22 protein-coding genes are annotated in these 24,292 nt (G+C 64.4%); 16 read left to right on the top strand and 6 right to left on the bottom strand.

Annotation, left to right across the window (positions count from 1 at the left end; translation table 11 throughout):
- Window positions 1-709: 709 nt before the first annotated feature.
- The 5 genes from AC1Q6V_RS30030 to AC1Q6V_RS30050 all read right to left on the bottom strand — a co-directional run bounded on the left by AC1Q6V_RS30030 (window position 710) and on the right by AC1Q6V_RS30050 (window position 7,541).
- Window positions 710-1,063: a copper-binding protein gene (locus tag AC1Q6V_RS30030; protein WP_439673213.1), complete on the bottom strand. Its 354-nt coding sequence runs from the start codon at window positions 1,061-1,063 to the stop codon at window positions 710-712.
- The gene (locus AC1Q6V_RS30035; RefSeq protein ID WP_439673214.1) at window positions 1,060-4,230 is read right to left on the bottom strand and encodes an efflux RND transporter permease subunit; all 3,171 of its coding nucleotides are present in this window, start codon (window positions 4,228-4,230) and stop codon (window positions 1,060-1,062) included. Before AC1Q6V_RS30035 ends, AC1Q6V_RS30030 begins: the two co-directional genes overlap by 4 nt.
- Complete coding sequence (locus AC1Q6V_RS30040; RefSeq protein WP_439673215.1) at window positions 4,227-5,771, bottom strand: efflux RND transporter periplasmic adaptor subunit; 1,545 nt, start codon at window positions 5,769-5,771, stop codon at window positions 4,227-4,229. Before AC1Q6V_RS30040 ends, AC1Q6V_RS30035 begins: the two co-directional genes overlap by 4 nt.
- Window positions 5,768-7,069, bottom strand: a complete 1,302-nt coding sequence (locus AC1Q6V_RS30045; protein ID WP_439673216.1) for a TolC family protein — start codon at window positions 7,067-7,069, stop codon at window positions 5,768-5,770. The genes AC1Q6V_RS30040 and AC1Q6V_RS30045 overlap by 4 nt, the downstream gene beginning before the upstream one ends.
- Window positions 7,070-7,139: 70 nt before the next feature.
- Window positions 7,140-7,541 (bottom strand): hypothetical protein, encoded by a 402-nt coding sequence (locus AC1Q6V_RS30050; protein ID WP_439673242.1) that lies wholly within the window; start codon window positions 7,539-7,541, stop codon window positions 7,140-7,142.
- Between the two features lie 258 nt (window positions 7,542-7,799).
- Here AC1Q6V_RS30050 and cueR point away from each other — a divergent pair, with 258 nt between their 5' ends.
- The 10 genes from cueR (at window position 7,800) to AC1Q6V_RS30100 (ending at window position 14,541) form a co-directional block, all read left to right on the top strand.
- Complete coding sequence (cueR, locus tag AC1Q6V_RS30055; RefSeq protein ID WP_439673217.1) at window positions 7,800-8,228, top strand: Cu(I)-responsive transcriptional regulator; 429 nt, start codon at window positions 7,800-7,802, stop codon at window positions 8,226-8,228.
- Window positions 8,229-8,368: 140 nt separating this feature from the next.
- A complete protein-coding gene (locus tag AC1Q6V_RS30060; RefSeq protein ID WP_439673243.1) occupies window positions 8,369-10,660 on the top strand; it encodes a heavy metal translocating P-type ATPase in 2,292 nt (763 codons plus the stop codon).
- Between the two features lie 502 nt (window positions 10,661-11,162).
- Window positions 11,163-11,492 (top strand): hypothetical protein, encoded by a 330-nt coding sequence (locus AC1Q6V_RS30065; RefSeq protein ID WP_439673218.1) that lies wholly within the window; start codon window positions 11,163-11,165, stop codon window positions 11,490-11,492.
- A gap of 153 nt (window positions 11,493-11,645) precedes the next feature.
- Entirely contained in the window at window positions 11,646-11,963 is a 318-nt protein-coding gene (locus tag AC1Q6V_RS30070) for a hypothetical protein (RefSeq protein WP_439673219.1), read from the top strand.
- A gap of 55 nt (window positions 11,964-12,018) precedes the next feature.
- On the top strand, window positions 12,019-12,255 hold the full coding sequence (locus AC1Q6V_RS30075; protein WP_492344652.1) for a DUF2933 domain-containing protein: 237 nt from the start codon (window positions 12,019-12,021) through the stop codon (window positions 12,253-12,255).
- Window positions 12,256-12,329: 74 nt separating this feature from the next.
- The gene (locus AC1Q6V_RS30080; protein WP_439673221.1) at window positions 12,330-12,458 is read left to right on the top strand and encodes a hypothetical protein; all 129 of its coding nucleotides are present in this window, start codon (window positions 12,330-12,332) and stop codon (window positions 12,456-12,458) included.
- A gap of 114 nt (window positions 12,459-12,572) precedes the next feature.
- Window positions 12,573-12,782: a DUF2933 domain-containing protein gene (locus AC1Q6V_RS30085; protein ID WP_151073219.1), complete on the top strand. Its 210-nt coding sequence runs from the start codon at window positions 12,573-12,575 to the stop codon at window positions 12,780-12,782.
- A 66-nt stretch (window positions 12,783-12,848) separates the two neighbouring features.
- The gene (locus AC1Q6V_RS30090) at window positions 12,849-13,508 is read left to right on the top strand and encodes a methyltransferase family protein (protein WP_151073220.1); all 660 of its coding nucleotides are present in this window, start codon (window positions 12,849-12,851) and stop codon (window positions 13,506-13,508) included.
- A gap of 58 nt (window positions 13,509-13,566) precedes the next feature.
- A complete protein-coding gene (gene petA / locus AC1Q6V_RS30095; RefSeq protein ID WP_439673222.1) occupies window positions 13,567-14,172 on the top strand; it encodes a ubiquinol-cytochrome c reductase iron-sulfur subunit in 606 nt (201 codons plus the stop codon).
- A gap of 45 nt (window positions 14,173-14,217) precedes the next feature.
- Window positions 14,218-14,541 (top strand): P-II family nitrogen regulator, encoded by a 324-nt coding sequence (locus AC1Q6V_RS30100; RefSeq protein WP_439673223.1) that lies wholly within the window; start codon window positions 14,218-14,220, stop codon window positions 14,539-14,541.
- Between the two features lie 98 nt (window positions 14,542-14,639).
- Here AC1Q6V_RS30100 and AC1Q6V_RS30105 read toward each other — a convergent pair whose 3' ends face one another.
- Entirely contained in the window at window positions 14,640-15,314 is a 675-nt protein-coding gene (locus tag AC1Q6V_RS30105; RefSeq protein WP_439673224.1) for a c-type cytochrome, read from the bottom strand.
- Window positions 15,315-15,576: 262 nt separating this feature from the next.
- Between AC1Q6V_RS30105 and AC1Q6V_RS30110 the strand changes: the two genes are divergently transcribed.
- The 6 genes from AC1Q6V_RS30110 (at window position 15,577) to AC1Q6V_RS30135 (ending at window position 23,751) form a co-directional block, all read left to right on the top strand.
- Window positions 15,577-16,353, top strand: coding sequence for a slipin family protein (locus tag AC1Q6V_RS30110; protein ID WP_439673225.1), 777 nt, complete (start codon window positions 15,577-15,579; stop codon window positions 16,351-16,353).
- A 133-nt stretch (window positions 16,354-16,486) separates the two neighbouring features.
- Complete coding sequence (locus AC1Q6V_RS30115) at window positions 16,487-18,178, top strand: site-specific integrase (RefSeq protein WP_439673226.1); 1,692 nt, start codon at window positions 16,487-16,489, stop codon at window positions 18,176-18,178.
- A gap of 194 nt (window positions 18,179-18,372) precedes the next feature.
- Window positions 18,373-18,672: a hypothetical protein gene (locus tag AC1Q6V_RS30120; protein WP_492344653.1), complete on the top strand. Its 300-nt coding sequence runs from the start codon at window positions 18,373-18,375 to the stop codon at window positions 18,670-18,672.
- Window positions 18,669-20,246: an efflux RND transporter periplasmic adaptor subunit gene (locus AC1Q6V_RS30125; RefSeq protein ID WP_439673227.1), complete on the top strand. Its 1,578-nt coding sequence runs from the start codon at window positions 18,669-18,671 to the stop codon at window positions 20,244-20,246. The genes AC1Q6V_RS30120 and AC1Q6V_RS30125 overlap by 4 nt, the downstream gene beginning before the upstream one ends.
- Window positions 20,243-23,416, top strand: coding sequence for an efflux RND transporter permease subunit (locus AC1Q6V_RS30130; protein WP_439673228.1), 3,174 nt, complete (start codon window positions 20,243-20,245; stop codon window positions 23,414-23,416). The genes AC1Q6V_RS30125 and AC1Q6V_RS30130 overlap by 4 nt, the downstream gene beginning before the upstream one ends.
- Window positions 23,413-23,751 (top strand): copper-binding protein, encoded by a 339-nt coding sequence (locus AC1Q6V_RS30135; RefSeq protein WP_115737213.1) that lies wholly within the window; start codon window positions 23,413-23,415, stop codon window positions 23,749-23,751. The genes AC1Q6V_RS30130 and AC1Q6V_RS30135 overlap by 4 nt, the downstream gene beginning before the upstream one ends.
- The last annotated feature ends 541 nt before the right edge of the window (window positions 23,752-24,292 follow it).

Below are 24,292 nucleotides of genomic sequence, written 5' to 3' on the forward strand. Positions count from 1 at the left end.
TGCGCCGCTTCTTACAAGTGGCGGCAAGCGTTGCCGCCATTCGGGTCAATCAGAGTCGGAGTCTGGCCGTCTGAAGATAGACCGGCGCAGATACCACCAGGTAGGATGGTAAGGGGTGCAGGGAAATGCCGCGCCCGGGCCGAACTGACCAGGGATGGCGGACTTCCTGTACCGGTGGGGTCTCGCCTTCTGGCGGATGGCCGTTATTGCTTGTCCACAGACGCCCGTCGCCAAACGAATTGGCGCAGAGCGCCAACTGGTCGTCACCCGCGCTCAGGCAATCGGCGCGCGATACCTTGTTCTGGTCTGCCGGCCCGTCTGCCAATTCCATCGGGCACACGTAACCTGCTGCTGCCAGACGCGTGAAGAAGAGGCTGGTCAGCAGGGCTAAGCCGATCAGTCGGCGAATTATCGTGCCCCGAGCCCTCATCGCTGGCCCCCTATATTCGTCTCTGCGTAGAGGCTGCGCCGGCGGACATCAAGCAGGCCACGCGCACACCACCGCCCGGCGGCGGCAGTCGATGCAGTGTGCAAGTTTATGGCCTTCATGCTCACGACGTTGAGCTCCGGTGCAGTTGTGGAAACGATGGCGTCAAGGTAGGCCCTCCAACCATGGGAAGGTCAAGCAAATCCGAAAAATAAAGTCCGTGCGCTGCCCTCTCGCATGAGGCACACGACTGCCATCAGCGGCGGGTGTGCCACATGCGGCTTACTTGCGCTGCATGTCCACGACGGTCGGCTTGCCGTCGACTTTGTCGAACGTGACCGAAACCGACTCGCCCTCCTTGAAGTTCTTCAGCGAAGTGCGGTCCTTGACCGGGAACGCCATGGTCATGGCGGTCATGCCGAGGTTCTCGATCGGGTCATGTTTGAGCGTGACCTTGCCGGCTTGCGGATCGATCTTCTTTATTTCCGCCGCAACGGGGTGCGGTGCCTGCTTCGATTCGGCTGACGGCTTCATGTCCATGCCTTTCATGTCCATGCCGTCCATTGAGCCGGCCGCGAAGGCGGCCGGCGCGGCAGCGAGGGCAAGCATGAGTGCAAGGGTCTGGATGGGTTTCATTGCGGTTCCTCTGCAGTTGAGGGGTGGGTGGAAAGTGAGACAGGCTTGGTCTGGCGCCGGCGGATCAGCAGATACACCGCCGGCACGACGAAGAGGGAGAGCAACGGTGCGGTGACCATGCCGCCGACCATCGGGGCGGCGATGCGCTGCATGACCTCCGATCCGGTGCCGTGCGACCACATGATGGGAACCAGGCCGGCCAGAATGACCGCGACCGTCATGGCCTTGGGGCGCACGCGCAGCACCGCGCCTTCCTGGATGGCGTCGAGCAGAGCGGACAGGCTGGTGTGGCCTCTGTCCTCGCGTTCGCTCCAGGCCTGCTTCAAGTAGAGCAGCATGATGACGCCGAACTCGGCCGCCACGCCGGCGAGCGCGATGAAACCGACGACGCCGGCCACCGAGAGGTTGTAGCCCAGCAGATAGAGCAGCCAGAATCCGCCGATGAGCGCCAGCGGCAGCGTGCCCATGATCAGCAGCGCCTCATCCAGGCGGCCGAACACCAGGTAGAGCAACACGAAGATGATCAGCAGCGTGAACGGCACCACCACCTTCAGCTTCGCGGTGGCTCGCTCCAGATACTCGAACTGCCCCGACCAACTGAGGGAATAGCCGGCCGGCATTGGCACCGCCTTGGCCACGGCGGCCTGCATGTCGTGGACGGCCGAGCGCAGGTCGCGCCCGCGAATGTCCACGTACACCCAGCCGGACAGGCGGGCGTTTTCGCTGCGCAGCATCGGTGGCCCTTGCACGACCTGGATGCGCGCGACGTCGGATAGGGTGATCTGCTGACCCCGGTCGGTGACGATGGGGAGGCTGCGCAGTTGCTCCACCGAGTCGCGGTAGTCACGCGGATAACGGACATTGATGGGAAAGCGCGCCAGCCCGTCTACCACTTCCCCCACGTTGTCGCCACCGATGGCCGAGGACACGATGCTCTGGACATCCTCGATGTTGAGCCCATATCGCCCGGCGGCCATCCGGTCTATGTCGACATCGACGTAGCGCCCGCCGGACAGGCGTTCGGCGAGTGCAGAGGTGACGCCCGGTACCGCCTTGACAGCATCCTCGATCCTCGTGGCCAGTCGGTCAATTTCCTTCAGGTCGGTGCCCGCCACCTTAATGCCGACCGGGCTCTTGATGCCGGTGGCAAGCATGTCGATCCGGTTGCGGATCGGCGGCACCCAGATGTTGGACAGGCCGGGCACCTTCACCACGCGGTCGAGCTCTTCCACCAGCTTGTCGGTCGTCATGCCGGGACGCCACTGGTCGCGCGGCTTGAACTGGATCGTGGTCTCGAACATCTCGATCGGCGCCGGGTCGGTCGCGGTGTCGGCGCGGCCGGCCTTGCCGAACACAGTGGCCACCTCCGGCACGGTCTTGATCAGGCGGTCGGTCTGCTGCAGCAACTGCGCCGCCTTGCCGGCGGACAGCCCGGGCAGTGCCGACGGCATATACAGCAGGTCACCCTCGTCAAGGGGCGGCATGAACTCGCCACCGATCCGCATGATCGGCCAAGCAGTCGCGACCAGCAGAATTGCCGCAATCGCCACGGTGGTCTTCGGCCAGGCGAGCACCCTGGCCAGCACCGGCTGATAGGCGCGAATCAGCCAGCGGCTCAGCGGATTAGACTGCTCCGAGGGAATCTTCCCGCGGATCATGTAGCCCATCAGGACCGGCACCAGGGTGACGGAGAGGCCCGCTGCCGCGGCCATGGAGTAGGTCTTGGTGAACGCCAGCGGCGAGAACAGCCGACCCTCCTGCGCCTCCAGCGTGAACACCGGGATGAACGACAGCGTGATGATCAGCAGCGAGAAGAACAGTGCCGGCCCAACCTCGGCCGCCGACTCGCCAATCACGCTCCAGCGCTCGTGCCCGGTCAGTTCCCGCCCGGGATTGTCCGCATGCCAGTGTTCCAGATGCTTGTGCGCGTTCTCGATCATGACGACCGCGGCATCGACCATGGCGCCGATGGCAATGGCGATGCCGCCCAGCGACATGATGTTGGCGTTGACGCCCTGGTAGCGCATGACCAGGAACGCCGCCAGCACGCCCAGCGGCAGCGAAACGATGGCCACCAGGGCCGAGCGCAGGTGGAACAGGAAGACCAGGCAGACCAGCGCGACGACGATGAATTCTTCGATCAGCTTGTGCGTGAGGTTCTCCACCGCCCGGTTGATCAGCGCGGAGCGATCATAGGTGGTGACAATCTCGACGCCGGCCGGCAGGCTCTTCTGCAGCGAGGCGAGCCTGGCCTTGACCGCGTCGATGGTCTCCAGCGCGTTCTTGCCTGAGCGCATCACAATGACACCGCCGGCCACTTCTCCCTGGCCGTCGAGTTCGGCGATGCCGCGCCGCATCTCGGGACCGAGCTGGACCGTGGCGACATCGCCCAGTCGCACCGGAATGCCGGCATCGCTGGTCACCAGCGGGATCTGCCGGAAATCATCGAGCGTCCTCAGATACCCGCTGGCGCGGACCATGTATTCGGCCTCACCCAGCTCCAGCACCGAGCCGCCGGTTTCCTGATTGGCGCCCTTGAGCGCCGTCAGCACCTTGGCCTGCGACAGGTTGTAGGCGCGCAGCCGGTCCGGCATCAGGACGACCTGGAACTGCTTCACCATCCCGCCAAGCGAGGCGACCTCGGCAACATTGGGCAGCGACTTCAGCTCGAAGCGCAGGAACCAGTCCTGCAGCGCGCGCAGTTGACTGAGGTCGTGCCGGCCGGTCTTGTCCACCAGCGTGTACTCGTAGATCCAGCCGACGCCGGTGGCGTCTGGGCCCAGCGCCGGCTTGGCGGCGGCGGGCAGGCGGGATTGCACCTGGTTCAGGTATTCGAGCACCCGGGAGCGCGCCCAGTACAGGTCCGTGCCATCCTCGAACAGCACGTAGACAAACGAGTCGCCGAAGAACGAATAGCCCCGTACCGTCTTGGCGCCCGGCACGGACAGCATGGTGGTGGTCAGCGGATACGTGACCTGGTTCTCGACAATCTGCGGCGCCTGGCCGGGGAACGGTGTGCGGATAATCACCTGTACATCGGACAGGTCCGGCAAGGCATCGAGCGGCGTGCTGCGCACCGCCCACAGTCCCCATGCAGTCAGCATGACAGTGGCCAGCAGGACCAGGAAGCGGTTGCGGATGGACGCGAGAATGAGCCGGGCGATCATGGCTTGGCTCCCTGGGCGCTGGCGGCGGGCTCGACCGAGGACAGGATCGCCATGCCGTCGCTGTTCAGGTGGAAGCGGAAGCGGATGGCGTCACCGGACTTGAGCCCTTTAGGCAAGCCGGCGGGCGGCGCCGCAAAGTCCATCGTCATCGCGCCCCATTGTGCCGAGGGGATAGGCCCATGCGAGATGGTCAGACCCTCGCCGGTCACGGCCTCGATGCGCCCGACGCCCTCGTGCTCGGGTGCAGCCGCAGCCGGCGGCGAGGCCGCCGGCGCGGCGCTCATGCGCTCGGCGGTGCCACGCAGGCTGGCCTCCGAATCGATGAGGAACTGCCCGGAGGTGACCACTTTCTGCCCGGCCTTCAGTCCGTCCAGCACCTCGACCATGCCCGCGGCCTCGCGCCCGGTTTTGACTTCCGTTGCCACGAAGCCCGCCTTGCCCGCATCCACCATGACGATGCTGCGCTGGCCGGTACGGATGACGGACTCCACCGGAATCAGCAGCGCCTCCTTCTGATCGCCGCTGTCAAACCGGACTGTCGCGAACATGCCCGGCAACAGGCGCCTGCCCTTGTTGGGCAGGACGATGCGGACCTTGATCGTTCGCGTCGCCGGATTGACGTCGGGCAGGACGGTATCGATCTTGCCAACCAACGGCTCGGGCGCGCCGGTCGGCAATACCTTGACCGCCACGCCGGGAGCGATGGCACGAGCCTGCCCCTCCGGTACCTCGGCTATCACCCAGACCTGGCTCAGGTCGGCCAGGCGGAACAGGGTCATGCCGGGGGAAACGGCCATGCCCTCACGGACCGCAACCTCGGTCACGAGGCCGTCGACCGGGCTCACGATGCCAAGATTGGGCTGGAGCTTGCCGGATGACTCGACCGCGCTGACCTGGCCCGGCGTCATGCCAGCCTGCAACATGCGGGCCCTGGCCGCGCCGCGCAGGTCGGTATGTTCACCCGCGGCCAGGCGGGACACGGCGAGATATTCCTCTTGCGCGGCCACCCAGTCGGGCGAGTACAGAGTCACCAGCGCTTGCCCGCGCCGGACGGGGTCAAGCGTCGCCCTGACCGCGACATGCTGGACGAAGGCGTTGGTTCGTGCCTGGATCACCTGGACGCTGCGCTCGTCGATGGCGACATTGCCGGGTGCCTCCAGCACCGGGCTCATTCGGCTCGGCTTGACCTCGGCGGTGCGGATGCCCAGGCTCTGCGCGATGCGGCTTTCGACCGAGATGCCGCTGCCGCTGCCATCCCCCTCCGCATAGACCGGCACGAGCTGCATGTCCATGAAGGGGGACTTCCCCGGCTTGTCGAAGCGCTGCCCGGGCACCATGGGGTCATGCCAGTACAGGATCTTCTTGCCCGTCTTCGGGTCGGTGTCGCCCGCCTTGAGCACAGCTTGCGCGCCGGGCGATGCCGACGATTGCGACGACTGCGCCGATTGTGTGCCCCGCGTGACGCCAAAGCGGTAGGCGCCATAGAGGGCGGCGCCAACGAGAACGAGGACTGCCGCCGTGGCGATAATGTGCTTTTTCATTGGAATTCCTTGATGGCGGGCTCGGTCTGCGCGGTGGGCAGCGGGACCAGAAACGTCAGGTCCGCCCATAGCTTCGCGGTTTTGGCTTCGAGTGCCAGCCGCTCCAGCTTCGTGTCGATGACGCGATGGTTGGCCTCGGCGACCGCCAGCAGCGATCCGGTGTTGGCCCGGTAAGCGGTCAGGGCCGCCTCCGCCTGGATGGTGGCGAGCGGCAAGGTTTTCTCGTCGTAGCGTTGGAGCCGATCCCGGTTGCGCTGCAGCTCGACCAGCCTGGCCCCGACCATGGTCTGCGTATTGCGCCGGATGATTTCAGACTTGGCCCGCGCCTCCTGCGCCTGGGCCAGCTTGGCAGCGACTTCACGGTCCTGACGATTGGGCTGATCCCACGGCACGGGAAAGCTGACGTTCAGAGAACCCATGTTGGAAAAGGCGGAGCCGCGTTGGCTGTACATCAGTTCGACGGTGACATCCGGCCTCTTGGTTTCGATGGCAGCTCGGATCTCCGCCTCCGCCCGGGCCACCTCGCGCTGCGCGGCCGCCAGCTCCGGCACCGCGTCGAACTGGCCTTGTGCAAGCTGCTTGATCTGCTGGGACACGTCGAGACGCGGGCGTTCGGAGAGCGGGCGCCTGGCCGCCGGTCCGACCCAGCGCTCCAGATTGAGCGCGGCGGTCGCCGCAGCGATCCGGTTTTCGTCCTGCCGATCATGCAGCTTCTGAACCTCCAGCTCCGCTGTGAGTACGTCTGCTCGCGTGCCACGTCCGCTGCGATAGGCAGCGGATGCCGCCTGCAGCGCCAGTTCGAGGGGATGGCCGTGATGACCGAGCAGGACGCCGGCCTGTTCGGCGTACCACCGATCGAGCCAGGCACCCACGGCATTGCGCTGCACGTTGGCCAGCCCAACCTCACGCTGCGCCTCGGCGGCCGCCGCCTCGGCCTCAAAGCGCGCCGCCTTCGCACGCCGCTTGTCCGGGCGCGTGAACTCCTGCATCACGCTGATGGACCGCATGGTCATGAAGTCCCGGCTGAGCGAGAACTGGTCCGGCCCGTTCACGGGGACGTTGTTGAGCCCGAGCTTAAGCACCGGATCCGGCAACTGACCGGCGGCAACCGCCATCTGCACGGCCGCCTCGACGGCACCGCGCGAGGATTCGGCATCGCCGGCGTGAGTGGTCGCGAGCGCGACGGTTTCCTCGAGGGAAAGAGAAGGAGCGGATTGCGCAGCCGCGGCATGCGGCACCGCCAGGCCAATAGCGGGCGCGCAAAGCAGCGCCAGCGTCAGGCGACGTGGAAAAAGCATAAAGCCTCCATGAGCGACGACAGCTACCCGAGTCTAGGCGGGCAGCACGAAATCGACGTCGATCCGGAGGCTACGTTTGAAAACTGCAGTGAAGGATGTTCAGGGGCGGTGGGCCACGCGCCTCTACCTCCGCGCGCAGCGCGATGCGAACCTCGGCCAGGACCACGCGCGTCGGTTCAACGACGCGCATCAGTACCGGCAGGAATGCCGGCAGCTGTGGCGAGACATGATCGGCACTCTTCGAATCTGCTTGGCAGTGCGCCAGGCAGAGGGCGCTGTGGTCAGCGCCCTGGTCGTCACCGCTCGCCGCCATGTCGGCACAGGATTCGGTCAATGCTGCCTTCGTGCCGCCGCCTTCCACCTGGTAGCGGATGCCGGTACAGGCGTACGCGGCCGCTGCCAGTTGAACTGCCAGGAAAACAGCGAGCAGGAGGCCGGCGAACCAAGGGTGCCGGCGGCGTGTGTGACGCAAAAGTGATTTTCGGTGGAATGACAGTCGGAAGGATACTGTTTTTTGCTTGGAATGCAACCTGTCCATTCGGCGTAGATGTTCCTTGCCACGCCCGACATTGTCCAACGCAGGTTTCGTCCAATCGTGTTCTTGACCTTCCCATGGGGGCAAGGTCTATCGTGAACTTATCGAGATCCGGCCTGTGACTGCGACCCAGCAAGCGGTCCAAGGTTAGGCATGTTGGCGGGAAGCGACTCGATGAGGTGTAAGGGGCACATCATGAATATCGGGCAAGCCGCCAGCGTATCCGGCGTCTCGGCCAAGATGATCCGCTATTACGAACGTATCGGCTTGGTGACTTCTGCGGCGCGCAGCGCCGGAAACTACCGAAAATATGGCGAAGCAGACATCCATACGCTGCGCTTCATCGGGCGCGCCCGGGCGATGGGCTTCTCGATGGCCCAGATTCGAGAGCTGCTTGGACTGTGGCAGAACAAGCGGCGCGCGAGCGCAACGGTGAAGGCGATCGCTAAACAGCGGATTCAGGAACTGGACGCCCGAATCGCCGCGCTCTCCGGCATGCGTGACACGCTGCTGTACTTGTCGCGGCATTGCGAAGGCGACGATCGCCCCGCCTGTCCGATCCTCGATGAAATCAGCCGTGCAACTCAGCCACAACGGTTGGTGGCGCAAGCAACGAGGCATTGATGAATACGAGCGATCGGCAACGGCACGCAGAGGCCATGGCCGCTGCGCGGGACGACATGCAGACTCACTGCGGGCACGGCACCGCGAACGAGCACGCGCCAGATCAACGGGACCAGCGCGTCTCTGCCAACGGCTCGCCCATGCCTGAGGCCAGTGCGCGCGATCCTGTGTGCGGTATGGCAGTCAAACGTGATGTGCCATACCAGGCGAGCTACGCCGGGGCACAGTATTTCTTTTGCAGTAGCGCCTGCAAGCAGCGGTTTGAGGCCGACCCAACGCGCTATGTCGAGGAACAAAGCGAATCGGCACCCGACGAAGGCGAAGTAGCGTCGGGCGCCACCTACACGTGCCCGATGCACCCCGAAATCCGCCAGGATCGTCCCGGCACCTGCCCAAAGTGCGGCATGGCGCTGGAACCGGTCATGCCGAGTCTCGAGGACGACCAGAATCCCGAGCTCGCCGCGTTTCGCCATCGCTTCTGGTGGACCCTGCCGCTGACGGTTGCTGTCGTGCTGCTCGCGATGCTGGGGGACCGCCTCGGGGTCCTGGAACCGGCAACGCAAAGCTGGCTGGAACTCGCCTTGTCCGCGCCCGTGGTGCTGTGGGCGGGATTCCCGATCTACGCCCGCTGCCTGCAGTCGTTCCGAAACCGCAGCCCGAACATGTGGACGCTGATAGGCCTGGGTACGGGGGCGGCGTTCGTGTACAGCGTCGCAGCCACCGTATCGCCGGAGCTCTTTCCCCGCACCTTTGTCATGCATGGCCGAATCGCCGTCTACTTCGAAGCCGCGGCCGTCATCGTTTCGCTGACCTTGCTCGGTCAGATCTTTGAATTGCGGGCGCGCTCGCAGACCTCGGCGGCCATCAAGTCGCTGCTCGGCCTGGCCCCCAAGACGGCGCGCCGGCTCAATCCCGACGGCAGCGAAGACGATATTTCGCTGACGCATGTGCATGTCGGTGATCTGCTGCGGATTCGCCCGGGCGAGAAGGTACCCACCGATGGCGCCGTGACCGAAGGGGCCAGCGCCATCGATGAATCGATGATCACCGGTGAGCCCTTGCCAGTTTCCAAGCGCGTCGGCGATCACGTGATCGGCGCCACCATCAACACCTCGGGTAGCCTGGTGATGCGCTCGGAAAAGGTTGGCGCCCAGACGGTACTGTCGCAGATCGTGCAGATGGTGGCCCAGGCGCAGCGTTCCAAGGCGCCCATGCAGCGGATGGCGGACCGGGTGGCCGGCGTGTTCGTGGTGGTGGTCGTGGCCATCGCCTTGCTCACCTTCTTCGCCTGGGGCGTCTTCGGCCCTGAGCCGAGCTGGGTCTTTGGCCTGGTCAATGCGGTGGCGGTGCTGATCATTGCCTGTCCCTGCGCGCTGGGGCTTGCCACACCGATGTCGATCATGGTGGCCAGCGGGAACGGCGCGACCAAGGGCATCCTGTTCCGGGATGCGGCGGCCATCGAGCACTTCCGCAAGGTCGACACCCTGATCGTCGACAAGACGGGCACCCTGACCGAAGGGCGTCCGAGCTTCGAACGGGCGTTTGGCGTCGATCCGTTCACGGAAACCGAGGTGCTGCGCCTGGCGGCGAGCCTCGACCAGGGCAGCGAGCATCCGCTGGCGGCGACCCTCGTCAGCGCCGCGCGTGAACGGGGCCTGACCCTGGCGAAGGCGGAAGGTTTCGCCTCGGACACGGGCATGGGGATACGCGGCCGCGTCGATGGCTATCAGCTCGTGCTGGGCAATACCGCCCTGATGTACCAGGATCAGATCAACGTCGAAGCCCTGGCGGCGCAGGCGGATACCCTCCGGCAGCAAGGCGCCAGCGTCATGTATCTGGCGGTGAATCGGAAATTGGCCGGGGTGCTTGCGGTCTCCGACCCCGTTAAGGCCAGTACGCCCGAAGCGCTGGCGACGCTCAGGCAAACCGGAGTGCGCGTGGTGATGGCGACGGGTGATGGCGTTGCCACGGCCAGGGCGGTGGCCGGCCGCCTTGGCATCGACGAGTTCCACGGCGAGGTCACGCCGGCCGACAAGCTGGCGCTCGTCGAGAAACTGCAAGGGGAAGGCAGCGTGGTCGCGATGGCCGGCGACGGCATCAACGACGCCCCGGCATTGGCGAAAGCCGACGTGGGGGTGGCGATGGGCACCGGGACCGATGTGGCGATGCACAGCGCGCAGATGACCCTCGTCAAGGGCGATCTGCGCGGCATCGCCCGCGCCCGCGAACTGTCCGAAGCCACCATCGCCAACATGCGGCAGAATCTGGGCTTCGCCTTCGTCTACAACGCGCTGGGCATCCCGCTGGCGGCGGGGCTGCTGTATCCGTTCACCGGCTGGCTGCTGTCGCCAATGATCGCGGCACTGGCCATGAGCCTGAGTTCGGTCTCGGTGATTTCCAACGCGCTACGGCTGAGGCACCGTGTGGCCTAATTATTGGAAATTACGAGTGATGCGACTCGACCAACCCGTGCCCGTCTCGCCTTGCCGCCCAATATGGGCAGGGCTAGACTGAAAACCAGTCACTGGCCTGATGTATGAAGCGTAGTCATAGCCCCTTCGCCCGCTTGCTTGCGCTGCTGTTGTTGGCGACGGTACTCTTTGCGCGCCTCGCAGTGGCCGGGTACCTATGCCCGCAGGAGTCCGAGGGGGCAATGGCACCGGCGGCAATGGCCACCTGCCTGGAGATGGACCACGCGCAGCCGGCCTTGTGCGCTGACCGTCAACAGGACGGTCGGCACTGGGCCGACAGCAACGGTCACCCACCTGATCTCGGTGCCTTGCCGACCGCGGTCGAGCTTTGGCACGTCTTCCCACCGACGCCGTACGCCATATGGCCCCTGCACACGGCTGACAGCGCGAACTCCTCGCCCGCGCCGATCTATCTCGCGACAGCCCGCTTGCGAATCTGATCTATCCCCGCGCGTAGTCCAGTTTGACCACGCGCACGACTTCCGTTGCTCTGGCCAAGCGCGCGGGCGCTGCCCCCGGCGCGGCTGCGCCAAACCGAATTCTGGGGAAGATCATCATGCACTCCACTCTCAAGACTATCGTTCTTGCTTCCCTCGGCGTTGCGACCGCGCAGGCGCTCGCCGGCCCGGACTGGGACGTCATCCATCGCGCGCGCACTACCGCGCAACATGCAACCGCGAGCGCCTCTGCCGCAAAAGAGGCACAACTGGCGCGCTGCGACGAAATGATGAAGCAGATGGATTCCGGCGCGACAGGTAGCGGCAGCCCGAAAGGTTCGCCAGAGTCCAAATGATCGAGTGCGCTTCGGCCGACCAGGCGAGGCGCACGCATCAGCGCGATCCGACCGCGGAATCGACTAAGTGGAGGCGGGCGGGCCGGCTTCGCCAGCGCGTCCGGCGCCCGATTGGCGCGGGACCATTGCACCACCATCGATATGGAGATCGACATGAATGCGAAGTCGCTGATGGCTACAACCCTAGCCCTCGTAATGCTTGGCGCCAGCGGCTGGTCCGTGGCGGCCGGCTCAAGCCATGGTGCCGAAGGCCCCAAGGCGGGTGCACAGGACAAAGGGCACGACATGATGATGGGCCACATGATGGGTGGCGGCATGATGAGCGGCGGCATGATGGGCAGTTGTCCCATGATGGGGCTGCCTCCTGGGAACGAGAAGCTCTCGATGCAAATGCACGCGGACATGATGCAGGCGATGGGCGAAATCATGCGCAAGTACGCCGACAAGATCCAGACGCCACCGACGAAATAAGGACGCCGTTCCGAGTCAAACCTTCCCGATAGGAGTGCCGCAAATGAAATGCAATATGAAGACGATGGTCGCAGCCAGCATCGCCCTGATGGCGATGCTGGCTGCGACCTATGCCGTATGGCCGCCGGTCCGTGCGCTTGTCCTGGGCATTGGCCCCTATTTTCTGCTCTTGCTCTGCCCGCTGTCGATGTGGCTGATGATGAAGAGCATGGGGGCGCACGATGATCAAGTGAGCGCGATGACCGAGCGCCTGCCAGCGCAGAAGCCCGATCCGTTCCGTATCAAGGAGTAACTGGACGGTCGGAGGTCGCAGGGCACGCGCAGCGGATGCGTGCCCGGGCCGCCAAGGTAGATGAGAGGTAGCGCGTGAACAAATCGTTGATATGGAGAGTCCTCCTGATCGTGTTCGCCGTCATCGGCGTGCTCGCATCCCTTGGCGCGGTCGGCATGCTCGTGCTGCATCAACGCATGATGGGCGGGTTCGGCCTTTGTTAGCCCGGGTGCGCGCGATGATGCGGCGCCAAAAGGTAGGCAGGCAAGAGCCTGCCCTTGTGCGATCGTGACGTCAGGGACTCGCAATCGTGTGGAACATGCAAGGAGGTAACAAGCATGTGCAGCATCAAGACAATGATCAAGTTTGCCATCGGATTCGTCGTGCTGCTTGTCGTCGGGTACGTGGTATTCCCGCAGTACCAGGGCGCCATTCGTGCCGTTGCGCCGATCCTGCTGATCCTGGCATGCCCGCTGGCGATGTACTTCGGCATGAAGGAGATGAAGCCGCGCGACGAACGCAAGCCGCCACAGCGGGAAGACAAGTAAGGCGCGCGGATGCTCAGGCAGCGTCTGCCTGAGCCGCCAATGACGCTACCGTTGGGGAGGCGTACCGTGAATGATATCGCTGGGTTTAGCGCGCACTACGGCCACTGGGGCCTGGTAGCGGTCGTGGTCGTCCTGGTCTCATGGGTCTTGTTTCGATACGTGGCGCCACAAGGCTGGCGGGAGTGGGCCGGGGCTGGTCTGGTTCAAGCATTCATCATCGCGCTGTACACCGAGATGTATGGCTTTCCCCTCACGATCTACCTGCTGACGGGCTTCCTTGGGCTCGATATCCCGCGCACCGCCTACAGTGGGCACCTCTGGGCAACGCTTCTTGGCTATGGTCCGGCTGGCGCCATCATCGAGATGCTGCTTGGCGGCATCTTCATTCTCACCGGTGTCGTGCTGCTGGTCCGGGGCTGGCGTGCCGTCTATCGGGCAAGCCGCGAGGGGCGCATGGCCCAGGAGGGACCGTACGCGGTAGTCCGCCATCCCCAGTACACCGGCATCATGCTGGCCGTGTTCGGCCAGATCGTGCATTGGCCCACCCTGATCACCGTGGCGCTGTTCCCGCTCATTGTGTTCGCCTACGTGCGGCTTGCCCGCAAGGAGGAGCAAGACATGGCACGCCGCTTCGGGGCGGCCTACGAAGCGTATCGAACAAAGGTGCCGATGTTCCTGCCAGGCCGCGGCCAATGGGCCCAGCTACTCGGCGCACGCGGCGACTGAGCCGTTGGCAGCCAGTCACGTTGCTGGCCACATGGACCCTGGATTGGAGTAAATTGCGATGAACAATCCAACGGCAGCTTCACAGAACGCACGCCAGCGCAGGCTACTGCTGCTGGCCACCGGAACCTTGGGTGGGGTAGGACTGGTCGGCACCATGGTGCCCTTCGTGGCGAGCATGGCGCCAAGCCAGGCCGCGCGATCGCGGGGCGCACCCGTCGAGGTGAATCTCGACTCGGCGGCGCCAGGGTCTCTGGTCACCATTGCCTGGCGTGGCAAGCCAGTCTGGATCTTGCACCGGACCGACAACATGTTGGATCGTCTGGGCGGGCACGATCGCCTGCTGGCCGATCCGATGTCCAAGGAGGCGCAGCAGCCCGCCTACGCGCGCAATGCGTTCCGCGCGCTGCGCCCGGACTTCTTTGTGGCGATCGGCCTCTGTACCCATCTGGGCTGCGTCCCGACCTATCGCCCGGAGGTCGGCGCGGCGGATTTGGGCGAGGACTGGCCTGGGGGCTTTTTTTGCCCCTGTCATGGCTCCAAGTTCGATCTGGCCGGACGCGTGTTCCGCAACGTGCCCGCGCCGCTCAATCTGGAGATTCCGCCATATGAATACCAGGGCGAAACCCGGCTGGTGGTCGGCCAGGATCGCAATGGGTCCGCCTGATTAAGCCCGCCAATCGCCTGTATCGGAGTTGTAGAGGAGACCTCCATGAGCACCAAATGTGTCATCGCCATCGTTCCCTCCGAGCTGCTGGAAAGCATAGAAAAGCGGCTCGCAGCCGTCCACGCGCCCGGACTGACGGCAACGAAAGTCAAGGGGTACGGCGAGTACCGGAACTTCTTCTCAAGCGACCTGAGCACCGTGCACACCAAGATTGAGATCTTTGCGGAGGACGCCGAGATCGAAGCCATCATCAACGCGATTGTCGAAGTAGGACAATCGACCGTGCCGGGCGCTGGGATCGTGGCGGTAATTCCGGTCGAGACTTTCCTGCGTCTTCACATTCCCCCGGGGGAGCCGAATGCGGAGTAACGATGCCGCCGCGTTGGTCGTCGCCCGCAGTGTACAACGCTGGTGCCATCGAGTCGTGGGCCATCTACGCGGCGCGGCTTCCGGTGCCTTGAGTGTTGCTATGGGCACTGCCTGCGAATGAAGCTGGAGATTTCCTCGGGGCGCGCGAAGACCACCGCAGCGCGGTCGCCCTGCATACCGGCGCCGACCAGCACCGGCTCGCCGGCAGGCGGGCCGTCTGCGCTGCCATCCGTCTTGAACCGCAAGTTAAACTCCCAGAATATGTGGGTCTTCTGGTCAGCGGTGGTAAGGCGGTACGCATCACCGCAGTAGCGGATGGTGGTGACGCGCGATGCCGTATCGACTACCTTCAGATTCGGCAGGCCCCGATCGGGTACCGTCACACGACCGGCGGAAACCGCTTCAAGATAGGAGACCAGATCGGCTCGGGTACGCGCATCGGCGATGCCGGGAAAACCCATCGCGTTACCTGGCACAAGCGCCGCAGGGTTCTTGAGCCATGCATCCAGGTTTCGTTTGTCCCACACGAGGTCTGATCGCTTGAGGGCATCCGAGTAGCGCATGAAGCCATCAATCGTGCCCGCCTTGCGACCCCAAACGCCCGCCAGGCTCGGCCCCGTCATGTGACGCCCCGGCGCAAACGAATGGCAGGCCATGCAGGCGCGGGCGGCTTGCGCACCGCGCACGAGATCCCCTTCGGCGCGAGCCGGAGCGCTAAAGGCGAGTACAGCAAGGATGGCAGCGCTCGCAGGTCGGGTAGGTTGTGGAAGCATGGGAAGAGCTCCTCCGGTTTGTGCGCAGGTCAATGACGGCGACGAAAATCATCGGATTGCATTATCCGGTGTGCTTCTTGGAAAGTCGGCAGCAGTGAGGTACAGGTTCTCCTACACTGAATTGGTATGCGGGGCGGTATTGCTCCACGGCATTCCCTCCTGGCTCACAGCCGGAGTTTGGCCTGACGCATCCCCGCATTATGACCGCATGCCACGTTCCCATGTTCAACAGTACCGAAGCAATCAACCAGGGAGCCTGATCATGGCGTTCGAAATCACCGCCAGCGGCGTACTCTTCCTGATCGCGCTGCTTGTTATCTCCGCCTTTCGTATTCTGCGAGAGTACGAACGCGGAGTGGTATTCATGATGGGGCGTTTCTGGAAGGTTAAGGGACCCGGGCTCGTGCTGGTCATACCAGTAGTCCAGCAGATGGTCAGAGTCGACTTGCGCACCGTGGTATTGGATGTCCCCCCGCAGGATGTGATTTCACGCGACAATGTGTCGGTCAAGGTCAGCGCGGTCGTATATTTTCGCGTGGTCGACCCCGAACCCGCCATTATCCAGGTGGCCAACTTCCTTGAAGCCACCAGTCAACTATCGCAGACCACGCTGCGCTCGGTGCTGGGCAAGCATGAGCTGGACGAGATGCTCGCCGAACGTGAGCGGCTCAACTTTGATATCCAGCAATCCCTCGACTTCCAGACCGACAGCTGGGGCATCAAGGTCTCGAACGTTGAGATCAAGCACGTCGACCTCAACGAGACCATGATCCGGGCCATCGCACGCCAGGCGGAGGCTGAGCGGGAACGGCGCGCCAAGGTGATCCACGCCGAGGGCGAATTGCAGGCCTCGGTGAAGCTGCTGGAAGCGGCGCAGATGCTCGCCAAGGCGCCCCAGGCGATGCAGCTCCGCTACATGCAGACGCTTACACAGATCGCGGGCGACAAGAGTTCGACGATTATCTTCCCGCTGTCAATTGATCTCCTCAGTGCACTGAGCACAATGCCGCAAGACAGCGACATGCAAGACCGAGTCTAACGTCCTGACGCTCAGATGGTGACGACCGCCAGATCAGAATGGTTGTTGGCAAGCGATTGTTTCACCGCATCTATAGTGATAACTATCCTTATCGTAATAGCTTCATCGATGCACTAAACTGGCAGGCATGAAAATGCTGCCAGCCAATGCCGAGAGCCATCCCGCGCCGCCTGACTTTCCCGATGCGGCTTCGCTGGCCGCGCTACGCGCCTGGTACGAGGGGCTGCCGGCCCGCGACGCGGTGGTGCACTACCTCGGCGAGCGCAAGGCCAGCGGCCAGTCCGCGCGCGGCATCCTCGGCCAGATCCGGCGACTGCTCGCCGATTTTGCGCGGCGCCGGCAGCGCCAGGACCTGGCCGCCTTGTTCGCACACGGCGCGGCCGAGCGAGTCGGGCGGGCGAAGGCCATCCACCAGGCGATCGACGTGCTGCGCCGCCTACCGTCGCCGGAACCGCAGGTCAGTGATGACATCGGTCAATGGCTGCCGGCTCGTGCCGTGGGCGCGCTGCGCGCGCACGGCATCGAGACGCTGGCGGACCTGACGGTGCGCGTTCCGCGCCGACGCCGCTGGTGGGCGGCCGTGCCTGGCCTGGGCCCAGCGAGCGCCCGGCGCATCGAAGCCTTCTTTGCCAGCCACCCACAGCTTGCCGAGCGCGCCCGCGCGCTGATCGCTGCGGTCGACCGCGGGGAAATCGTGCCCTGGGAGCATCTGCGCTTGCCGCACGAAGTCGACGGCTCGTCCGGGACCTTCCGCGCCCCGCGACAAACCTGCACCCTCAATGCGGACAACGACTACGCGGCGGTCCAGGCCTGGCTCGCGCTGCACGAGTCGCCAGCCACCCAGCGGGCCTATCGCAAGGAAGCCGAGCGGCTGATCCTGTGGGCAATCGTCGAGCGCGAGCGGCCGCTGTCGTCGCTCACCACCGAGGACGCGATTGCCTACCGCAGTTTCCTGCGACGGCCGACCCCACACAAGCGTTGGGTGGGACCGCCGCGGCCACGCACCTCGCCCGAATGGCGCCCGTTTGCGCAGGGCCTGTCACCGCGTTCAACGGCCTATGCCTTGGCGGTGCTCGGAGCCATGTACCGCTGGCTGATCCAACAACGCTATGTGCTGGCCAATCCGTTCGCGGGCATCAAGGTGCGCGGCAGCGGGCGGACTGCGCCGTTGGATACGTCGCACGCGTTCACCGAGGGTGAATGGATGCTGGTGCGTACGCTCGCCAACGGACTGGAGTGGTCCTACGGCTGGGATGCTGTGGCGGCGCAGCGGCTGCGCTTCGTGCTGGATTTTGGCTACGCCACGGGACTGCGTGCGAGTGAGCTCGTTGGCGCCACGCTTGGCGGCATCGAGATCGATCCCCATGGCGACCACTGGCTCAACCTGGTCGGCAAGGGCGCCAAGGCGGGCAAGGTGGCGCTGCCACCGTTGGCACGCGTGGCGCTCGACCGCTATCTGGTGGAGCGCGGCCTGCCGGTCACGCCGGCGCGCTGGGACCCGCATACCCCGTTGATCGGCAGCCTCGGCCAGGAGCCTGCCAACGGCATCACCGGCACGCGCCTATGGGGCCTGTTGCGGCGCTTCTTCGTGCAAGCAGCGGCCCTGATTCAGGCCGACCATCCGGCCGCCGCCGAAAAGCTGCGGCAGGCGAGTCCCCATTGGATGCGGCACACTCACGCAACGCACGCGCTGGCGCGCGGCGCGGAACTGACGACGGTCCGGGACAATCTGCGGCACGCGTCGATCTCGACCACGTCGATCTACCTGCACGGCGACGAGGTGAAACGAGCGCGCCAACTCGGGGCTGCGTTCTCCGCTCCATAGCGACTTGGGGTGCTCCGCTTGGGGCGGCCAGCGAACCCGGGCTTATATTGAAATGAAGAGCCTATTTTCTTTCTATATAACTGCAAGGCTTATGATAGCGGATTGGCTGTATCTTGGCATGACCCCGGGAACTCGCCGCAAAGCTGGCGCAGGCCGACGCCGCGCGCGCGCAAGCCGAGGTCATACGCCGTGGCTTGATCGGACAGTTGCGTGGCAAGCAGGCGGAGCTGTCGCTCAGCCAGTCGCGGCTCGAGCGCTATCGGAACACCACCGTGCCACTGGCCAAGGCCCAGACCGAAGCGGCCCTGACCGCCTATCGCGCGGGCGCAGGCACCCTGACCGCCGTCGCCGATGCCAGTCGCAAGGCGCTCAATATTTCGCTCGAGCGCCTCAAGCTTGAAGCCGCTACCGCCCGACTCTGGGCGGATCTGGCTTTCCTGATGCCATTACCCACGGCAGCCCAGCCCACGTCACTGCAAGGAGCTCAACCATGAACAAGACCACGATCGCACAGACGGTGGCAGGCCTGATGGTGGTGGCAAGCGTTGGAGCGGCCTATTACCTCGGTCAACAGCAAGGGCGCCAGCAGTCGCCCGCATCGGCGAGCTTTGGCAGGGACACGAGCGGCGCCAGCAGTGCCGCGCTCAAGGCGGGCGATATCGACCCGAAAACTGGCAAGCGCATCCTCTACTGGCATGACCCGATGGTGCCAGGACAGCGCTTTGACAAGCCGGGCAAGTCACCGTACATGGACATGCCGTTGTCGCCGGTATACGAAGAAGCCAGCGGCGGTGCGGCCGTCACGATTGACAGCCGCGTCACACAGAACCTTGGCATTCGCACGGCCGAGGTCAAGACCGGCCGGCTGGAGGCCGCTTTGCAGGTCCCGGGCAATGTCGCGATCAATGAACGCGGCATCGAAGTGCTCCAGGCGCGCACCAGCGGATTCGTGGAACACGCGTATGCCCGGACCACCCTCGATCCGGTCCGCAAAGGTCAAGCGTTGGCGCAAATCTATGCGCCGGAATGGGTCGCCGCGCAGGAGGAATATCTGGCCGTGAGCCGGATGGACGGCAGCCTCCAGCGCGATCTGCGTGAGGCCGCCATTGCGCGCATGCGTCAGGTGGGCATGACCGAGAGCCATATCCGGTTGGTCCAGTCCACCGGCAAACTGCAGCCGCGGCTGACGATCACCAGTTCGGTCGACGGCATCGTCACCGAAATCGGGGCGCGCGATGGCATGACGGTTTCGCCGGGAACGACTCTGTTTCGCATTGCGAGCCTAGCAACCGTTTGGGTCATCGCCGAGGTGCCTGAGAGCCAGGCCGCCCCGTTGCGGCCCGGCCAGACAGTGTCGGCCACCGCGGCAGCCTTGCCCGGCCACCCGCTGTCGGGCAAGGTCGACGCCATCTTGCCAGATATCAGCGCCGGCACCCGCACGGTCAAGGTGCGCATCGAATTGCAGAACAAGGCCCGTCAGCTATTGCCCGGCATGTTTGTCTCGGTGCGCTTTGACGCCGCCCCAGGGCCAGATCGTGTGCTCGTGCCAACCGAGGCGCTGATTCGCACCGGCACGCGCACCATCGCCATGGTCGCATCCGGCCAAGGCGGCTTCAGCCCCGTGGAGGTCAAGACCGGCGCGGCGGCAGGCGGTCAAACCGAAGTCATTGAAGGGCTCAAAGCGGGTCAGAAGGTGGTCGTATCAGGACAGTTCCTGATCGACTCGGAGGCGAGCCTGCGCGGCACTACTCAGCGCATGACCGCCCCCACAGCCGCCTCTGCAGCCGGCGCGTCGGCGCCTGGCGCCGCTGCGGCGCCCGGGCCGGAACATCAAGGCGTTGGGCGAATCGAGGCCGTGACCGAGCAGAGCATGACGATCTCCCATGGCGCCATTCCCTCGGCGCAGTGGGGCGCCATGACGATGGAGTTTGGCGCGCCGCCGGCCGGCATGCCCAAGGGATTCAAGTCCGGGGATCAGGTCAGGTTCCGCTTCCGACTGGATAAGGACGGCGTGGCGACCCTGTCGGCGGTCGAGACGGCGGACACCACTGCGGGAGCCAAGCCATGATCGCCCGACTCATTCTCGCCTCCATCCGCAATCGCTTCCTGGTACTGCTCGCCACCGTCATGGTGACCGCGTGGGGACTTTGGGCGGTACAAAGTACACCGCTCGACGCCCTGCCCGACCTGTCCGATGTGCAAGTGATCATCCGCACGCCGTTCCCTGGCCAGGCGCCGCAAATCGTAGAAAACCAGGTGACCTATCCGCTCACCACGACCATGCTGTCGGTGCCCGGGGCGAAGACCGTGCGCGGCTACTCGTTCTTCGGTGACTCCTATGTCTATGTGCTGTTCGAAGACGGGACAGACCTGTACTGGGCGCGCTCACGCGTGCTCGAGTACCTGAACCAAGTGCAGTCGCGGTTGCCCGCGGCAGCCAAGCCCGCGCTCGGGCCCGATGCAACCGGCGTCGGCTGGATCTACGAGTATGCCTTGGTCGACAAGACCGGCCAGCATGACCTCAGCCAGCTACGGGGACTGCAGGACTGGTTCCTGCGCTTCGAGCTCAAGTCCCTGCCTAACGTCGCCGAAGTGGCCTCGCTCGGCGGCATGGTCAAGCAGTACCAGATCGTGCTGATGCCGGATCGGCTGCGCGCCTATAACCTGTCCCAAGCCAAGGTTCTGGCAGCGCTCAAGGGCGCCAACCAGGAAACCGGCGGCTCGGTGCTGGAATTGGGCGAAGCGGAATACATGGTCCGGGCGACCGGTTATCTGAAAACGCTGGACGACTTTCGCCAGATTCCGCTGGTCACCAGCGACGCGGGCATCCCGGTACGGCTGGGCGACATTGCCACCGTGCAGCTCGGCCCCGAGATGCGGCGCGGTATTGCCGAACTGAATGGCCAGGGCGAAGTGGCCGGTGGCGTCATCGTGCTGCGCTCGGGCAAAAATGCCCTGGAAACCATCGAAGCGGTCAAGGCCAAGCTCGCCACCTTACAGAAGAGCCTGCCCAAGGGCGTCGAGATCGTCACGACGTATGACCGCTCGGCGCTGATCGAGCGGGCGGTGGACAACCTCACCACCAAGCTGATCGAGGAATTTGCGGTCGTGGCGCTGGTCTGCCTGGTGTTTCTGTTTCACCTGCGCTCGGCGCTGGTGGCCATCGTCTCGCTGCCGCTGGGCGTGCTGGCCGCCTTCCTGGTGATGCGCTACCAGGGCGTGAATGCCAACATCATGTCGCTGGGCGGCATTGCCATCGCCATCGGCGCCATGGTTGATGCCGCGGTGGTGATGATCGAGAACGCGCACAAGCATCTTGAGCATTGGCATGCCGACAACCCACAGCGCGAACTCAGCGCACAGGAGCGCTGGCGCGTCATTGGCGAATCGGCCGCCGAGGTCGGGCCTGCCCTGTTCTTCTCGCTGTTGATCATCACGCTGTCGTTCATTCCGGTGTTCACACTGGAGGCGCAAGAGGGCCGCCTCTTTTCGCCGTTGGCCTTTACCAAGACCTATTCCATGGCGGCCGCTGCGGGATTGTCCGTCACCTTAGTACCGGTGCTGATGGGCTACATGATCCGCGGCAAGATTCCGTCGGAACAGGCCAATCCGCTCAATCGCTGGCTGATTCGCGGCTACCAGCCGCTGCTTGGCAAGGTGCTCACCTATCCGAAGACCACCCTGGCGATTGCCGCCGTGCTGCTTGTCGCCACCGCGTGGCCCATTATGCGCATCGGCGGCGAATTCATGCCCCCCCTGGATGAAGGCGATCTGCTCTACATGCCCTCGGCGTTGCCAGGTCTCTCCGCAGGCAAGGCCTCCCAGCTCCTGCAACAGACCGATCGGCTCATCAAGACCGTGCCGGAGGTCGCGACGGTGTATGGCAAGGCGGGCCGCGCCGATACCGCTACTGATCCAGCGCCAATCGAGATGTTCGAGACCACGATCCAGTTCAAGCCCAAGGACCAATGGCGTGCCGGCATGACCACCGACAAGCTGGTGGAGGAACTCGATCGAGTCGTCAGGGTGCCAGGGCTGTCTAACATCTGGGTGCCGCCGATCCGCAACCGCATCGACATGCTCGCCACCGGCATAAAAAGCCCAGTGGGGATCAAGGTCGCCGGTACGGATCTGAAGGAAATCGATCGCTTGGCTACTCGCATCGAGGAGGCCGTCAAGACGGTCCCCGGAGTCACCTCCGCGCTGGCCGAACGGCTCACTGGCGGCCGGTACATCGACGTGGATATCGACCGGGCGGTTGCCGGCCGGTATGGCCTGAACATTGAAGACGTTCAGGCCATCGTCTCCTCGGCCATCGGCGGCGAAAACGTCGGTGAAGTGGTCGACGGGCTCGCGCGCTATCCAATCAATGTCCGGTATCCGCGCGACTATCGGGACTCCATCGAGCAACTGCGCAGTCTGCCGATCGTGACCGACAAGGGGCTGCAGATCACCCTGGCCGACGTTGCGCGCATCCAGGTCGTGCAAGGGCCGCCGATGCTGCGCAGTGAAAATGCGCGGCTCTCCGGATGGATCTACGTCGACATTCGCGGCAGGGACCTGCGCTCGGCCGTGCAGGACATGCAGGCGGCGGTGGCCAAAGCCGTCCCGATGCCAGGCGGATACTCCCTGAGCTGGTCAGGGCAGTTCGAGTATCTCGAGCGCGCTACCGCCAAGCTGAAGGTGGTGGTGCCGTTCACCCTGTTGATCATCTTCGTCTTGCTTTATCTGGTGTTCGGCCGGCTGGATGAGGCGCTGCTCATCATGGGGACGCTACCGCTCGCCTTGATCGGCGGCTTCTGGCTACTCTATCTGCTGGGCTATAACCTGTCGGTAGCCGGGATTGTCGGCTTCATCGCACTCGCCGGGGTCGCTGCGGAATTTGGCGTCATCATGCTGCTCTATCTGAAACACGCTTGGCAGGAACGGCTTGAGGATGGTCAAAGCAATCTCGCGGCCCTGCTCGATGCGATCCAGGAAGGCGCCGTGCTGCGTGTGCGCCCGAAGGCGATGACCGTGGCGGTGATTCTGGCCGGCCTGCTTCCGATCATGTGGTCGCACGGCACCGGCTCAGAAGTAATGCAGCGCATCGCTGCCCCGATGGTTGGTGGCATGGTGACGGCGCCGCTGCTGTCCATGTTTGTGGTGCCGGCGGTGTACCTGCTGTTACGCCGCCGCCAGCTCAAGCAGACTTCCCTTTCCCCCCACCACCTCTCACCTCAGGAGGAATCGCAATGAAATACCTCAAAACCCTCGCGGCCGTCGTGGCCATCCTTACTGGGCCGGTCGCATTCGCCGCGGGTTCAATGGACGGCATGGACATGAAGGCCCCGGCCGCCTCACCACAGGCGCCTCGACGGGTGCCCGCAGAGATCAAGAAGATCGATGCGCAAGCCGGCAAGGTTACGCTCAAGCACGGCCCCATCGAGAACCTGGGCATGCCCGGCATGACCATGGCGTTTCCGGTCAAGGATCGCGCCTCGCTTAGCCAGTTCAAGGAAGGCGAAGCCGTGTCGGTGACCTTCGACAAGGTGGATGGCGCGCCCATGGTCGTGGACATGCAGCGCAAATAATTCGCGCTATGCGCGCACGGTTGCGCTGCCAGTGGCCGTGCGCGTCCTGTAGATGCTAGCAACGTCTAGCCGGCCGATGGGCGCATTTGCGCAACGATCCTGACTGGCCAATTCCGAATCGAATCAGACCGTGCGCCGCCCCCCTTTTGATCTGCCACACGATGTCCTTGTTGTCGTCTTATTCGGACTGGCCGCCATCCTAGTTATGCTCGGCCTGTTTGCCTGGTATGTCAGACGCCGACATGGCCCTGCCTCGAGAATGCGCAATCCGCGCGGCGCGGCGTCGCGTAAGCGCAACAGAAAATCGACGAGACGTCGCAAATAGCGGCGACAACGGTTCGTTCGCAGCGGAATGCGATGCAGCACCGGTTCGTGCCTGCCGCGGCATCAACGGGGCGGTCACGCCCTTGCTCGGCGCACTACGCTGCCGCCCAGATTAGCAACAACTCAGTCCGCCCATCATGCGCTGGTGCATCAACCGCATGCCGACCGCATCCAAGAGGGCGATCACGCCGATGGTAGCGCGTACGGTCAAGATGGT

The sequence above is a fragment of the Cupriavidus sp. GW823-FHT07B10 genome (genome assembly GCF_058794355.1).